General features: G+C 65.7%; 13 protein-coding genes and 1 pseudogene. 11 read left to right on the top strand and 3 right to left on the bottom strand.

Annotation, left to right across the window (positions count from 1 at the left end; genetic code table 11):
• Positions 1-82 precede the first annotated feature (82 nt).
• The 3 genes and pseudogenes from WK25_RS14820 to WK25_RS32415 form a co-directional block, all read right to left on the bottom strand.
• A complete protein-coding gene (locus WK25_RS14820; protein WP_040142455.1) occupies positions 83-913 on the bottom strand; it encodes an endonuclease/exonuclease/phosphatase family protein in 831 nt (276 codons plus the stop codon).
• Between the two features lie 5 nt (positions 914-918).
• The gene (locus tag WK25_RS14815; protein ID WP_040142454.1) at positions 919-1,407 is read right to left on the bottom strand and encodes a hypothetical protein; all 489 of its coding nucleotides are present in this window, start codon (positions 1,405-1,407) and stop codon (positions 919-921) included.
• A gap of 146 nt (positions 1,408-1,553) precedes the next feature.
• Positions 1,554-1,763, bottom strand: a pseudogene (locus WK25_RS32415) (nitroreductase); the annotation flags it as partial.
• Between the two features lie 344 nt (positions 1,764-2,107).
• On the opposite strand from WK25_RS32415, the gene WK25_RS14805 reads away from it, so the two are divergent.
• The 11 genes from WK25_RS14805 to WK25_RS30430 all read left to right on the top strand — a co-directional run bounded on the left by WK25_RS14805 (position 2,108) and on the right by WK25_RS30430 (position 15,282).
• The gene (locus WK25_RS14805; RefSeq protein WP_040142452.1) at positions 2,108-3,088 is read left to right on the top strand and encodes an AAA family ATPase; all 981 of its coding nucleotides are present in this window, start codon (positions 2,108-2,110) and stop codon (positions 3,086-3,088) included.
• A 103-nt stretch (positions 3,089-3,191) separates the two neighbouring features.
• Positions 3,192-4,301 (top strand): NAD(P)/FAD-dependent oxidoreductase, encoded by a 1,110-nt coding sequence (locus WK25_RS14800; protein WP_069241852.1) that lies wholly within the window; start codon positions 3,192-3,194, stop codon positions 4,299-4,301.
• Positions 4,302-4,446: 145 nt separating this feature from the next.
• The gene (locus WK25_RS14795; protein ID WP_040142448.1) at positions 4,447-4,758 is read left to right on the top strand and encodes a high-potential iron-sulfur protein; all 312 of its coding nucleotides are present in this window, start codon (positions 4,447-4,449) and stop codon (positions 4,756-4,758) included.
• Between the two features lie 191 nt (positions 4,759-4,949).
• Entirely contained in the window at positions 4,950-6,257 is a 1,308-nt protein-coding gene (locus tag WK25_RS14790; RefSeq protein WP_040142446.1) for an MFS transporter, read from the top strand.
• Positions 6,258-6,590: 333 nt separating this feature from the next.
• Entirely contained in the window at positions 6,591-8,219 is a 1,629-nt protein-coding gene (locus tag WK25_RS14785) for an ABC transporter substrate-binding protein (RefSeq protein WP_040142444.1), read from the top strand.
• Between the two features lie 118 nt (positions 8,220-8,337).
• Positions 8,338-9,348: an ABC transporter permease subunit gene (locus WK25_RS14780; RefSeq protein ID WP_040142442.1), complete on the top strand. Its 1,011-nt coding sequence runs from the start codon at positions 8,338-8,340 to the stop codon at positions 9,346-9,348.
• Positions 9,349-9,352: 4 nt separating this feature from the next.
• Positions 9,353-10,270 carry an ABC transporter permease subunit gene (locus WK25_RS14775; RefSeq protein WP_040142440.1) on the top strand — a complete coding sequence of 306 codons (918 nt, stop codon included), beginning with the start codon at positions 9,353-9,355 and terminating at the stop codon, positions 10,268-10,270.
• A 2-nt stretch (positions 10,271-10,272) separates the two neighbouring features.
• Positions 10,273-11,271, top strand: a complete 999-nt coding sequence (locus WK25_RS14770) for an ABC transporter ATP-binding protein (protein WP_040142438.1) — start codon at positions 10,273-10,275, stop codon at positions 11,269-11,271.
• Positions 11,268-12,284, top strand: a complete 1,017-nt coding sequence (locus tag WK25_RS14765) for a peptide ABC transporter ATP-binding protein (protein WP_069241851.1) — start codon at positions 11,268-11,270, stop codon at positions 12,282-12,284. Before WK25_RS14770 ends, WK25_RS14765 begins: the two co-directional genes overlap by 4 nt.
• The gene (locus tag WK25_RS14760; RefSeq protein ID WP_069241850.1) at positions 12,277-13,422 is read left to right on the top strand and encodes a TraB/GumN family protein; all 1,146 of its coding nucleotides are present in this window, start codon (positions 12,277-12,279) and stop codon (positions 13,420-13,422) included. Before WK25_RS14765 ends, WK25_RS14760 begins: the two co-directional genes overlap by 8 nt.
• 1,152 nt (positions 13,423-14,574) lie before the next feature.
• Positions 14,575-15,282, top strand: coding sequence for a response regulator transcription factor (locus WK25_RS30430; RefSeq protein WP_083253018.1), 708 nt, complete (start codon positions 14,575-14,577; stop codon positions 15,280-15,282).

Raw genomic sequence — 15,282 nt, 5'->3', positions numbered from 1 at the left:
GATTTGGCACAACGCATCGTTTCAACGAGCTTTCAGCGCTCGCTCGCGCCCGGGCCGGCGAGTGCGCGCCGCACGGCCGCGGTCATGGCGCGGCGGATGGTGCGGGATCGAGGCGCAGCCGCGCGATATACGGCAGGTGGTCCGACAGCCACGCGGTTTCGCCGGACGGCGCCTGCCATTCGAGCGGCGTCAGTCCGCGCACGAACATCTTGTCGAGCGCGAGCGCCGGCGAGAATGCGGGGAACGTGCGACCCGACTGGCCGAGCAGTGTCGCGACCTCGGACAGCCCGATTTCGCCGAACAGCGCGACCGAATCGTTGCGCCAGTCGTTGAAGTCGCCGGCGAGCACGAGCGGATCGTCGCCCGCGTTGCGCACGATCCAGTGCGCGATCCAGTGCATCTGGCGCAGCCGCGCGGCGCGCGTGAGCGCGAGGTGCGCGCACAGCAGCGTGACGGGGCGCGAGCCGGCGAGCGTCGCGCGCGCGACCAGCAGCCCGCGCCGCTCGAAGCGGTGCGCGGAGATGTCCCAGCGGCCGCCGAGATCGAGCGGATGCGGCGACAGGATTGCATTGCCGTGCCGCCACGACGGCTTGAACACGTTCGGCCCGAGCGCGATCTGCCAGTCGAGCGCTTGCGCGATCTCGGTGGCCTGGCAGTGCCATACGTCATCGACCGCGTCGTCCATCGGCGCGCCGAATCCGGCGGCGAGCATCGGACGGGGCATGCGGCGCGCCATCGCTTCCTGCAGAAAATACACGTCGGCGTGCGTCGACTGCATCCAGTTGCGCATCGCGTTCCACGCGGTGAAGCCGAGCGGCGAGCGGCCCTTGTGCAGGTTCCAGCTGACCGCGGTGATTTCGTCGGGGGCGGCGTGCGGTTCGGCGAACGGCAAGGACAGGGCGTCTGCGGACATGGCGCTCAGTCCTTTGCGACGTGCGCACGCACGCGGTACACGAGATGCGGATGCTGCTCGACGAGCGTCCAGTCGGTCCACGCGTCGGCGCCGACCGCGAGGCCCGGATGGCTCGCGACGATCTGTCGCGGCGACGCGGGCACGCATGGATCGCTGCGCGTTGCGGTTTCGTCGTCGAGGGTTTCCTGCACGTCGAGCGCGAGCGACACGGTGTGTGCTGCGTCGTCGACAGCGAGCGGCGCGACAGTCACGGAGCGCGAGCGTTCGGTCGGCACGACGCGCGCGGCATTGCCGCAGCCGACGGGCACGGCGGACGGATAGCGGTGAGTGTCGGTGCGGGTCTGACCGACGGTGGTGCGCTGCTGGAACGTGTCGATCGTCTGACCGTCGCGCACCACCTGGATCTCCCACGCGACGGCCGCCGGTGCGGGGCTTTGCGCATGGGCGGCGAGCGCGACGCTCGCGAGCAGGACGGCCAGGCCGTGTTTCAGCATCGAACTTCTCCGGAAACGCGGGATAGCGGGGAACGGACGCACATCTTACGCCCGATCGATCTGGGCGGTGGTGTGACCGGAATCGTCGCGGCAGGTTCGCAGCACGATCCGGTCCTGATCGGAAGGTAGGTGCACGCCGCGCGTTTTCAAGCATAAAGGCGCGCGAACCCGGCCACGCCGGCGCGCTCGGTGACGAGGCGGTTCTCGATCGCGTCGCGGTCCGCATGGACGAGCGACATTCCGCAAACGCGCTGTTCGTTCGCGGGGATGTCGACATGCTTGGCGACGATCCGGTGAAACGGCACGAACGCGGCTCGCGGGCAGGTGTCGAGGCCGCGTGCGCGCGCGGCTTGCAGCTTCGAGGATCGCCTCGAGCGTGTCGCGCGGCACCGCGTTCGGCCGGAACGCGCGAGTCGCGCGGTGCGACCCGAGTGCGGCGTCGACGGCTGCGCCAGCGCGGGCGGCGCCGGTACCGTCGCGCGGTTCGGCAGCGGCAGCGGACATCGGCAATCCATCGAAACGAAGCGCGCCGCACCGGCCGGTGAACCGTCGATCATACGCCGCGCGGCCCGACGCTGCAGGCACGCGTTGTGTTAGCAGCAGACGCGTGCGGCTGCTTGCTTGCACGCGCGTGCGGGATCGCTACACTGAAATCGTAAGGGTCTGATGAGTGTGCAACGGCAGCAGCAGCGAGGTTGGTATGACGACGGCGATGGTGAAACAGGAACTGGCGGTGGCGTCCTTCAGCACGGTGTACGACCTGGAGCAGGTCGAAACCGCATTGAACGACCTGAACGAGAGCGCGAGCGATGCACTGCGCGCCACTTACGAGCGGATGCTCAAGACCGGCAATCTGCGCTTTTGCGTGAAGCCGAACCGGATGCCGTCGTTCGACGAACTCGACGACGCGCTGCCCAATTTCACCGAGCCGCTCGGCGACGTGCGCAAGCAGGTCGCGCTGTGCCTCGAGACGGAGGACCGGCTCGAACTGATGCCGATCCTGCTGCTCGGGCCGCCCGGGATCGGCAAGACGCATTTCGCGAAGGCGCTTGCGCAGTTGCTCGGCACCGCCTATCACTACGTGCCGATGAGTTCGCTGACGGCCGGCTGGATCCTGTCGGGTGCGTCGTCGCAGTGGAAGAACGCGAAGCCCGGCAAGGTGTTCGATGCGCTTGTCAACGGCAGCTATGCGAATCCCGTGATCGCAGTCGACGAGATCGACAAGGCCGGCAGCGACGCGCAATACGATCCGCTCGGCGCGCTGTACGCGTTGCTCGAGCATGACACCGCGCGCGCGTTCGTCGACGAATTCGCCGAAGTGCCGATCGACGCGGGCAACGTGATCTGGATCGCGACCGCGAACGATGCGCATGCGATTCCGGAGCCGCTGCTGAACCGGATGAACGTGTACGAGATCGCGCCGCCGGATGCCGCGGGCGCGCGGCGGATCGCGCGGACGATCTACGACGAGATTCGCTCGTCGCATGCGTGGGGGCGGCGCTTCCCGGACACGCTCGACGACGACGTGCTCGACGTGCTGGCCGCGACGCCGCCGCGCACGATGCGCCGCGCGTTGCTGCACGCGTTCGGCGCCGCGCGGCTCGCCGGCCGCGACGTAATCGCTCCGTCCGACATTCGCGCGGACGAGGGCGCGGCGAAACGCCGGCCGATCGGATTCTGAGCCGCGGCGCGCGTATACATGGATGCGCGTGCATCGGCAGGCGGGCGAACCGGGACGTACAATTCCAATCTCTCCCCTCGATGCGTGAGCGATACGTAACGCTATGGAGCAGACGGATTGTGTGGTGATCGGCGCGGGCGTCGTCGGTCTGGCGATCGCACGCGAACTCTCGCTGCGCGGGCGCGAGACGATCGTGCTCGATGCGGCCGACGCGATCGGCACGGGCACGAGCTCGCGCAACAGCGAGGTGATTCACGCGGGGTTGTACTATCCGCGCGGCTCGCTGAAGGCGACGTCGTGCGTGCACGGGCGCGATCTTCTGTACGAATTCTGCGACACGCACCACGTGCCGCATCGGCGCGTGGGCAAGCTGCTCGTCGCGACGAGCGCCGCGCAGGTGAAGCAGTTGAAGGCGATCGCCGCGCGCGCGGCGGAAAACGGCGTGCTGGACCTGATGCCGCTCACGCGCACCGAGGCGCAGACGCTCGAGCCGGCGCTCGAATGCGTCGAGGCTCTGTTCTCGCCGAGCACCGGCATCGTCGACAGCCACCAGTTGATGCTCGCGCTGCTCGGCGAAGCCGAGCGCCACGGCGCGATGTGTGCGCTGAAGTCCCCGGTCGAATCGATCGACGTGCTGCGCGGCGGCCGCTTCGTCGTGCGCACGGGCGGCGATGCGCCGACCGAGATCGAAGCCGCCTGCGTGATCAACAGCGCGGGTCTCGGTGCGCAGGCGCTCGCCCGCCGCACGCGCGGCCTCGACTCGCGCTGGGTACCCCCGCTCTATCTCGCGCGCGGCAACTATTTCAGTCTGTCGGGACGTGCGCCGTTCTCGCATCTGGTCTATCCGATGCCCGACCGGGCCGGGCTCGGCGTGCACCTGACGTTCGATCTCGGCGGGCAGGCGCGCTTCGGGCCGGACGTCGAATGGGTCGATGCGCTGCGTTACGAAGTCGATCCGGCGCGCGCGCCGGCGTTCTATGCATCGATCCGCGCGTATTGGCCTGCGTTGCCCGACGGCGCGCTGCAGCCGGCGTACGCCGGCATCCGGCCGAAGCTCGCAGGGCCCGGCGAGCCGCCGGCCGACTTCATCGTGCAAGGCGCCGCGCAGCACGGCGTGCGCGGGCTCGTGAACCTGTTCGGGATCGAGTCGCCGGGGCTGACCGCATCGCTCGCGCTCGCGCAGCGCGTCGGCGACATGACGTCCCGCGCGTGACGGCGTCGGCCCGCGCGTGCGGGCCCGCCGTGTGAATTCCCTTATCTCCGGCATTTCGGCGCGCACATTCGTGCGCTTGGCGGTTATTCTGTTGAGCGCCGTCGCCAGAACGGCTTTCAAACCGATAACGTTGGAGCGAGTCCCCATGAAAGCAACCCGTCGGAGTTTCCTGATCACGAGCATTGGCGCGGTGTCCGCGCTGGCGTTGTCGCGCGAAGCGCTGGCCGATGCGCCGATGCTGTCGGAAACCGATCCGACCGCCGTGGCGCTCGGCTACAAGGCCGATGCGACGAAGGTCGACAAGACGAAGTATCCGAAATACGCAGCGGGCCAGGATTGCGCGGCCTGCATGCTGTACCAGGGCAAGAAGGGCTCGGCTTCGGGCCCGTGCGGCGCGTTCCCCGGCAAGCAGGTGTCGGCGAAGGGCTGGTGCAGCGCGTTCTCGAAAATGGGCTGATGCCCGTCGCGGCATCGTGCAATGCCGCAATGTGGCGAAAACCGCACAACGCCCGCCATCGGACGATGGCGGGCGTTTTTTATGCTTGAAATCGGTTCCGTCGCTTTCTACACTCGCTGCACACCAGCGCGCCGCGGCCACTTTGCGCGCCGCACCGGCCGACACGGCGAACTTACGAGGACGAGGCACGCATGGCGACGATTGCGAACTCAACGAAAACGGTGCGGCCCGAGCGTGCGCTGAACCGGCGCGCGGTGGCGGCGGCCGTGATCGGCAACGCGCTCGAGTGGTACGACTTCACGGTGTTCGGCTTCATGACGGTCGTGATCGCCGAGCTGTTCTTTCCGACGTCCAGCGAATACTCGTCGCTGCTGCTCACCACCGCGACGTTTGGCGTCGCGTTCTTCATGCGCCCGATCGGCGGCATCGTGTTCGGCCTCTATGCGGACCGCGCGGGCCGCAAGGCCGCGCTTTCGCTCGTGATCCTGCTGATGACGGCCGGCATCTTCCTGCTCGCGATCGCACCGCCGTACGCGGCGATCGGCATCGGCGGTCCGCTGCTGATCGTGCTCGGACGCCTGCTGCAAGGCTTCTCCGCCGGCGGTGAATTCGGCAGCGCGACCGCGTTGTTGATCGAAGCCGCGCCGTTCTCGAAACGCGGCTTTTACGGCAGCTGGCAGATGGCGAGCCAGGCCGCCGCGCTGCTGATCGGCGCGCTGGTCGGCGCAGCCGTCACGCGCGGGCTGTCGCCCGACGCACTGCGCAGCTGGGGCTGGCGCGTGCCGTTCATCCTCGGGCTCGTGATCGGCCCGATCGGGTTCTACATCCGCCGTCATCTCGCGGATTCCGAAGCATTTCTCCATGCGCAGCAAAGCGGGCGGCGTGCGACGCTCGGCGAAGTGTTCACGCGCCACCCGCGCGAGGTGCTGTGCGGACTCGGCTCGGTGATTGCGTTGACGGTGACCATCTACGTGCTGATCAGCTATCTGCCGACCTTCGCGGTGAAGCAGCTGAAGCTGCCGTATGCGGAGTCGTTCTATGCGGTGATCGTCGGCAACCTGCTGCTGATGGTGCTGTCGCCGGTCGCGGGCGCATGGTCGGACCGCATCGGCCGCAAGGGGCTGTCGCTGTGGTCGCTCGTGCTGACGCTCGCGCTGATGTATCCGCTGTTCGCATGGCTCGACGCGGCGCCGAGCATCGGCCGGCTGATCGCGGTGCAGGCCATCCTGTCGGTGACGCTCGCCGGCTATTACGGGCCGTTCGGCGCGATGATCGCCGAGCTGTTTCCGGCCAACGTGCGCTCGACCGGGCTGTCGATCGCGTACAACGTCGCGGTGATGCTGTTCGGCGGCTTCGGCCAGTTCATCGTCACGTGGCTGATCAAGGCGACGGGCACGCCGCTCGCGCCGACCTATTACGTGATGGCGGGGCTCGCGCTGTCGATCGTCGCGGTCGCGTTCGTGCCGGCGCGCAGCGCGGATCTCGACGCGCCGGCCTGACCGACTGCGCTCGGTATTGCATGCGATGCATCGTTTCAGAAAACGTAACGATGCACGCGAATCCCCGGAAAATCCGCGGTCAACCCGCGTGACGCGCGTTCGCGTGCGCGCGGAAATTGTTTAGTTGTCGAAGGAAACATGCGCGGGATGAACGGAATGGCTGCGCCCGCGTCCACCCGCACCTTTTGCGTGCGCGAGACATCGGCAGAAACCCGCGTGAATGCATGTAGAAGAGTTTTTTCTCCAGCTTGTTGCAAAATCGCTAGCTCAAGTAATATCCGCGTACCCCGGCCCCCTGCGGGACCGGTTCCGATCTGGAGACCTGGAGGAAACATGGAATACAACCGTCTGTTGCACACCCTGCGTGTTACCGCCATTGCAGGCGTGGCAGCGGCATCGCTCGGCGTCGCGGGCTCTGCATTCGCACAGATTCCGAACAAAACGCTCGTCTACTGCTCAGAAGGCAGCCCGGCGGGTTTCGATTCCGCGCAATTCACGACCGGCGTCGATTTCACCGCCGCCACGTTCACCGTCTATAACCGCCTCGTCGAATTCGAGCGCGGCGGCACCAAGGTCGAACCGGGCCTCGCCGAGAAATGGGACGTATCGTCCGACGGCAAGGAGTACACGTTCCACCTGCGCCACGGCGTCAAGTTCCACACGACCGATTTCTTCAAGCCGACGCGCGAATTCAACGCGGACGACGTCGTGTTCTCGTTCGAGCGCATGCTCGACCCGAACCAGCCGTTCCGCAAGGCATACCCGGTATCGTTCCCGTACTTCACCGACATGGGCCTCGACAAGCTGATCACGAAGGTCGAGAAGGTCGATCCGTACACCGTGAAGTTCACGCTGTCCCAGCCGAACGCGCCGTTCATCCAGAACATGGCGATGGAATTCGCGTCGATCCTGTCGGCCGAATACGCGGATCAGCTGATGAAGGCCGGCAAGGCCGCCGACATCAATCAGAAGCCGGTCGGCACGGGCCCGTTCATCTTCCGCAGCTACACGAAGGACGCGACGATCCGGTTCGACGGGAATCCTGATTACTGGAAGAAGGGCGCAGTGAAGATCTCGAAGCTGATCTTCTCGATCACGCCGGATCCGGGCGTGCGCGTGCAGAAGATCAAGCGCAACGAATGCCAGGTGATGAGCTATCCGCGTCCGGCCGACATCGCGACGCTGAAGGCCGATTCGAACATCGACATGCCGTCGCAGCCGGGCTTCAACCTCGGCTACCTCGCGTACAACGTCGAGCACAAGCCGGTCGACAAGCTCGAAGTGCGCCAGGCGCTCGACATGGCGATCAACAAGAAGGCGATCCTCGAATCCGTGTATCAGGGCGCGGGCCAGGCTGCGAGCGCGCCGATGCCGCCGACCCAATGGTCGTACGACAAGAACCTGAAGATGGCCGCGTACGACACCGCGAAGGCGAAGGCGCTGCTCGCGAAGGCCGGTTATCCGAACGGTTTCGACATCACGCTGTGGGCGATGCCGGTGCAGCGCGCATACAACCCGAACGCGCGCCTGATGGCGGAGATGATCCAGGCGGACTGGGCGAAGATCGGCGTGAAGGCGAAGATCGTCACGTATGAATGGGGCGAGTACATCAAGCGCGCGCACACGGGCGAGCAGGACACGATGCTGATCGGCTGGACGGGCGACAACGGCGACCCGGACAACTGGCTCGGTACGCTGCTCGGCTGCGAGGCGATCAAGGGCAACAACTTCTCGCACTGGTGCTACAAGCCGTTCGACGATCTGGTCCAGAAGGGCCGCACGACGACGGGCCAGGACGCACGCACGAAGATCTACACGCAGGCGCAGCAGATCTTCGCGCAGCAGCTGCCGTTCTCGCCGATCGCGAACTCGACGGTCTACCAGCCGGTACGCAAGAACGTGGTCGACATGCGGATCGAACCGCTCGGCTACGCGCGTTTCGACGGTGTCAGCGTGAAGTAACCGGCCTGACCTAAGCTGTCGTCATCGAGAAGACCGGCTTGAACTCATCCGGCGGCGAGGGGCCAAAAGCTCCTCGTCGCCGGTCGCACATTTCCCACAAGAAAATACGAGACGCATCATGTTTACATTCGTGTTGCGCCGCGTGGGCATGGTGATTCCGACTTTCATCGGCATCACCATCCTGGCGTTTGCGCTGATTCACCTGATACCGGGCGATCCCATCGAAGTGATGATGGGCGAGCGCGGCGTCGATCCGGCGATGCATGCTGAGGCCATGAAACGCCTCGGGCTCGACCAGCCGCTGCCCGTGCAGTATCTGCACTACATCGGCCGGGCGCTGCATGGCGACCTCGGCATGTCGATCATCACCAACACCAGCGTCGCGGGCGAGTTCTTCGCGCGCTTCCCGGCGACCGTCGAACTGTCGCTGTGCGCACTCGTGTTCGCGCTCGTCGTAGGCCTGCCGGCCGGCGTGATCGCCGCGTTGCGGCGCGGCTCGGTCGTCGATCACGGCGTGATGGGCACCGCGCTCACCGGCTATTCGATGCCGATCTTCTGGTGGGGGCTCATTCTCATCATGGTGTTTTCGTCGTATCTCGGCTGGACGCCCGTGTCGGGCCGCATCGCCGTCGAATACGACTTCCCGCATCCGACCGGCTTCATGCTGATCGACGCGCTGCTTGCGCCGGACGAAGGCTCGTTCAAGTCCGCGGTCAGCCACCTGATCCTGCCATCGATCGTGCTCGGCACGATCCCGCTCGCGGTGATCGCGCGGATGACGCGCTCGTCGATGCTCGAAGTGCTGCGCGAGGATTACATCCGCACAGCCCGCGCGAAGGGGCTGTCGCCCGCGCGCGTGGTCGTCGTGCATGCGCTGCGCAACGCGCTGATTCCGGTCGTCACCGTGATCGGCCTGCAGATCGGCACGCTGCTTGCTGGCGCCGTGCTGACCGAGACGCTCTTTTCGTGGCCCGGCGTCGGCAAGTGGCTGATCGATGCGATCGGCCGCCGCGACTATCCGGTCGTCCAGGGCGGCATCCTGCTGATCGCGACGCTCGTGATCGTCGTGAACCTGGTCGTCGACCTGCTGTACGGCGTGCTGAATCCGCGCATCCGCCACACGAGGTAATGCCATGAGCAATCTGCAAAATACTCTGCCGACCGAATCCGCGCCGGCCGGCGGCCGTGCGCTCGCGCTGCGCGAGTTCTGGGCCAACTTCTCGCGCAACCGCGGCGCCGTCGGCGCCGGCATCGTCGTGCTGCTGCTGATCCTGGTCGCGATCTTCGCGCCGCTGATCGCGCCGCACAGCCCGGTCGAGCAGTACCGCGACTACGTGAAAATCCCGCCCGCGTGGCTCGCCGGCGGCAACTGGCAGTTCATCCTCGGCACCGACGAAGCGGGTCGCGACATCCTGTCGCGGCTGATGTTCGGCGCGCGGATGTCGTTCTGGATCGGCTTCGTGTCGGTCGTGCTCGCGCTGATCCCCGGCATCGTGCTCGGGCTGATCGCCGCGTTCTTCCAGAAGTGGGCCGACACGCCGGTGATGCGCATCATGGACGTGCTGCTCGCGCTGCCGTCGCTGCTGCTCGCAGTCGCGGTCGTCGCGATCATCGGGCCGGGCCTCACCAACACGATGTTCGCGATCGCGATCGTCGCGCTGCCGGCCTATGTGCGTCTCACGCGCGCGTCGGCGCTCGGCGAGCTGCAAAAGGAGTACGTGACGGCGTCGCGCGTGGCCGGCGCCGGCACGCTGCGCCTGATGTTCTCGCAAGTGCTGCCGAACTGCACGGCGCCGCTGATCGTGCAGGCGACGCTCGGCTTCTCGTCGGCCATTCTCGATGCGGCCGCGCTCGGCTTCCTCGGCCTCGGCGTGCAGCCGCCGACCGCCGAGTGGGGCGCGATGCTCGCGTCCGCGCGCGACTACATCGACAACGCGTGGTGGATCGTGACGATGCCCGGCCTGTCGATCCTGATTTCGGTGCTCGCGATCAACCTGCTCGGCGACGGGCTGCGCGACGCGCTGGATCCCAAACTGAAGCGGATGGCATGACCATGAGCCAAGATCTACTGACTATCCGCAATCTCGCGGTGAACTTCAACGGCCTGCCCGCAGTCGACCGGATCAACCTGTCGATCGCGCCGGGCGAGGTGGTGGGCGTCGTCGGCGAATCGGGCTCGGGCAAGAGCGTGACGATGATGGCGCTGATGGGCCTGATCGACGCACCGGGCAAGGTGACCGCCGACGAGATCACGTTCAACGGCGTGGATTTGCTGAAGGCGTCGCCGAAGGCGCGCCGCGCGATCGTCGGCAAGGACATCGCGATGGTGTTCCAGGACGCGCTGACGAGCCTGAACCCGAGCTACACGGTCGGCTACCAGATCAAGGAGGTGCTGAAGCTGCACGAAGGCCTGCGCGGCGACGCGCTGCACCGGCGCGCGCTCGAACTGCTCGACCAGGTCGGCATTCCGGATGCGAAGAATCGCATCGCGGCGTTCCCGCACCAGATGTCGGGCGGCATGAACCAGCGCGTGATGATCGCGATGGCGGTCGCATGCAATCCGAAGCTGTTGATCGCGGACGAGCCGACCACCGCGCTCGACGTGACGATCCAGGCGCAGATCATGGATCTGCTGGTAAAACTCCAGAAGGAGCGCGGGATGGCGCTCGTGCTGATCTCGCACGACCTGGCCGTGGTGTCGGAAGTCGCGCAGCGCGTCGCGGTGATGTACGCGGGCGAGGTCATCGAGACCAATCGCGTGCCGGACATCTTCCGCGAACCACATCATCCGTACACCGAAGCGCTGCTTGCCGCAATTCCCGAGCACAATAAGGGTGCGCGGCGCCTTGCCGCATTGCCGGGCATGGTGCCGGGCCGCGATGATCGCCCGTCCGGCTGCCTGTTCGCGCCGCGCTGCAAGTACGTCGTCGACGATTGCCGCAAGGCGCGTCCGGCGCTCGACACGCTGGTTGCCGGCAACGATGCGATGCGCGCGCGCTGCATCAAGCCGCTCAATGTTTCCAACCTCGACCTGACTGGAGGCGCACGATGAATGCTGTCCACGAAACGCGTGCTGCTTCGCACGACGAGGAAGCGGTGCTGGTGGCCGACCAGCTCGCGAAGCACTACACGGTCAAGCGCGGAATGTTCGGGCAGGGCACGGTGAAGGCGCTGAACGGCGTGTCGTTTACGCTCAGGCGCGGCAAGACGCTCGCCGTGGTCGGCGAGTCGGGCTGCGGGAAATCGACGCTCGCGCGCCAGCTCACGATGATCGAGACGCCGACGTCGGGGCATCTGACGATCGACGGCAAGGACGTCGCCGGCGCGAACCGCGAGACGGTCGCCGATCTGCGCCGACGCGTACAGATGGTGTTCCAGAATCCGTTCGCGTCGCTGAATCCGCGCAAGACCGTCGAGCAGACGCTGTCGGAGCCGCTCGAGATCAACGCGAACCTGAGCGCCGCGGAGCGTGCCGCGCGCATCGCGCAGATCATGCGCACGGTCGGCCTGCGGCCCGAGCATGCGAAGCGCTATCCGCACATGTTCTCGGGCGGGCAGCGCCAGCGTGTCGCGATCGCGCGCGCAATGATCCTCGATCCGCGGATCGTCGTCGCCGACGAGCCGGTGTCCGCGCTCGACGTGTCGATCCAGGCGCAGATCCTGAATCTGTTCATGGATCTGCAGGAGCAGTTCAAGACGAGCTACGTGTTCATCTCGCACAACCTGGCGGTGGTCGAGCACGTCGCGGACGACGTGATGGTGATGTATTTCGGCAGCGTCGCCGAGCTCGGCGACAAGGCGACGATTTACGCGCGGCCGCGGCATCCGTACACGCGCGCGCTGATGTCGGCGACGCCGGCGATCTTCGAGGAAGACCGCCGCGTACAGATCAAGCTGCAGGGCGAGCTGCCGTCGCCGCTCAATCCGCCGCCGGGCTGCGCGTTTCACCAGCGCTGCCCGTATGCGGTCGAGCGCTGCCGTGTCGAGGAACCGCAGCTGCGCGACGTCGACGGACGCCGCGTGGCCTGCCATCGCGCCGAGGAGGTGGGGGAGGCGAATGCCTGATGGTGTGGCGGCGCGCGCGCCTCGCGCGCGCCGCTCGGAGGCCGGCCGCGCGCACGTGATGCGCGCGTGCCGCAACGCACGTCGCTGGAGCGTGCGCACGGTCACGGGCGCGGCGCTGGCCGGCGCATGCGTGGCCGCCAGCGTGCTGGTCCCGGTCGACGCCGCGCGTGCCGAAGGGCGCGCGCCGGCGAGTTCGCCGATCCATCCGTCGCAGGTCCCGCCGCCCGGCGTGAGCCTGCCGGGGTTTCACGCGCCGTCCGGGCCGAACGGCACGGTCGCGCGCGGCACGGTGCGCGTGCAGCCTGCGCGCATGCCGTTCTATGTCGCGACGAAGGGCAAGGTCACGCTGTACGTGCTCGGCACACTGCATACGGGCGACCCGTCCGACTATCCGCCTGCCCAGCCGTTCCGGCCGCCGATTCTCGCGGCGCTCGCCGCGTCGCCGACGCTCGCGCTGGAGCTGTCGCCGGACGACCTGCTCGAATCGCAGGACGACGTGTCGAAGTACGGCGTGTGCCGGTACCCGTGCCTGCAGCGTCTGCTGCCTGAGCCGCTGTGGCAGCGGCTCGCCGCGCGGCTGCGCGGCAATCCGGCTGCGCTGACGGAGATCCGCCGGATGCGCCCGTGGCTCGCCGCGCTGGTCGTCGAGACCTACGATTCGCTGTCGGCTGGCCTGCAGACGGAGTTCGGCACCGAGGCGCAACTGCAGAACGTGTTCCTGAAGAAGAAGGGCGGCCGCGTGATCGGGCTCGAGACGCTCGCCGAGCAGATGCGCGCGTTCACGGGGCTCACGCTTGCCGAGCAGCGCGAGATGCTCGCGCAGGACATGGTGCAAACCCCTGCGCAGAACGCCGACGACATCAAGGCGCTGCACCGGCTGTGGCAAATTGGCGACGCCGACGCGATCTCCGCGTGGGCGGTTGCGAAGAGCGAGCGGCTTGCCCGTTCGAAGGCGCTGTCGGCGTCGATCGACAACAAGATCCTGCACGAGCGCAACCGGCGCTTCGTTGCACGGATGACGGCAATCGCCGCGCCGAACCGGCCGGTATTCGTGGCGATCGGCGCGCTGCATTTGGGCGGCCAGCGCGGCGTGCTCGAATTGTTGCGCCAGCAAGGATACCGCGTCGACGCGAACTGATCGCGCGCCGCCGCGCGCATCGATCCTGCCCTGTTTGACCGGCGACCTCGACGCAATGCGCCGCGCATGCGCGGCGTCGCGGGGCGATAAGGAAAACCCTTGAATCGTCAGAAAATAGCGTTTAAAACGATTGACATCCGGTTCTGGCAATCTCTATTCTTCACCCCACAAGTTGAAAAAATGAAAAGAATAGATAAGTTCTACGGGGTAGCAGAAAACAAAGCGCGGGGTTGGCGTAGCCGGCACGTATCATCGTGCCGGCCGCGGAGTGTCTGCATGCACGGCGGGGCCAAACATCGTCGGTACAACAAATGCATGCGACAGACTTGCGGCATAAGCAACGTTCCGTCGTCCGACCGGGGGAAGCAGTAATCGGGCGGCGGCGGACGTTTTTTAATCCGGAGCATCTTTCCGGTCACCGTCGACGGACGGTTTCGGGGGGCGAGAATCGACAGACGGCGAAGCCGCAGCGATCGCGCCAACGGAAAAGCGCCACGAGGGCGCTTTTTTCTTTTGTGCCTTGGGGTTACTTCGGTCGCTCACTGGTGACGACCGGCGTCGCCATGGATTCTGTTGCGCATGCGGGCGGTCACCCTGGTCAGCGCGAGCGGGTATCCGGTCCCCTGGATCATGGTCGTGGCGATGGGCAGCGCCCAGTTGACATGCTTATGACGCGCCCAGCGCATCCGTCGCTCATAGTGCGATGTCAATGTCAGTGCGGCTAGCGTTCGGTTTGCGTTCGCTGGCACCTACAATTGGGGTAATGACGATAGCGGGGGTATCTGGCTCTCCTTATGCTTCGATCGGAGCATTAAGACCTCCCGAGCGCGGTTAGACTCGCATGGTCCCACGCGTTATGGCATGAAGTAACGCGCACACTGGTGAGTTTGCCATTCGCAACAGTCCTGGACGTAGTATCCGACCACTCCTGTCCGGCTCCGCTTCAAATTCGCGTCGGCTCCTTTTTCCATGTCATCGCCAGTCCTCGCGCGGCTTCGAGTCGTTCAGCATAGGCGCATGTTCGATGATCGGGCACGTCTTTCACATTTCGATCGCAGCGACACATAGTGACTTCCCGTTGTTTTGAGATGGGTGACGTGTCACGGTTGGATCAATGTGCCGAGCCAGCCATCCTATGAGGACGCGAGAACCATGGACAACGAAACGATATGCGATCAGACACTCCCGGTTCTGCTGGTCAAATTTCAACCTATCGTCGCTCATGCAATGCAAATTAAACTGGCGATGATTGACGACCGTGTGAGATCAACCGTTTGCAATTGCGCTGAAAGTGCCACGAAGGAGCTTCGCCATAGCTGCGGATGGTTTCGGATTTTTATCGATCTCGATGGTCAAGGTGAACAAGGCATGGCGCTCGTGCGGCAATTTTGCGAGCGAGGCGCTGCAAATCGATGCGTGGCCGTGACGTCGCTCCATCGCTCTTTTTGGCTTAGCGAAGCAAAGCGACTGGGGATGGTCGGTTACATCGACAAGCTGGCGCCGATCGACGATTTCACCGCGGCGTTGCAGTCCGTGTTCGAGGGTCGACCGAGTTTTCCCGACATTCAATTGGGACCAAATGCGTTGGAGCGTTTGACAAATCGTCAGCGCGAAGTGCTATCGCTACTGTGCATCGGCTATCCAACTAAAGTCATCGCGTCTACGTTGAGGCTTGCCGAGGGAACAGTCGACAACCATATCGGCAATATCCTTCGCACGTTGAATGCGCACAATCGCGCGCATGCGATCTACAAAGCTGTCGCGCAGGGTTATCTTCCTGCAGTCGCACGGGAACGTGCTTCATCAGAGTGTGAGCAAGGGGGTGCTGACGTATCGGTTCGGAGACGTTGGATTAGCTAA

Source organism: Burkholderia latens (assembly GCF_001718795.1).
GTDB classification, from domain to species: domain Bacteria; phylum Pseudomonadota; class Gammaproteobacteria; order Burkholderiales; family Burkholderiaceae; genus Burkholderia; species Burkholderia latens_A.
This window is presented reverse-complemented; position numbering and strand designations above follow the sequence as displayed.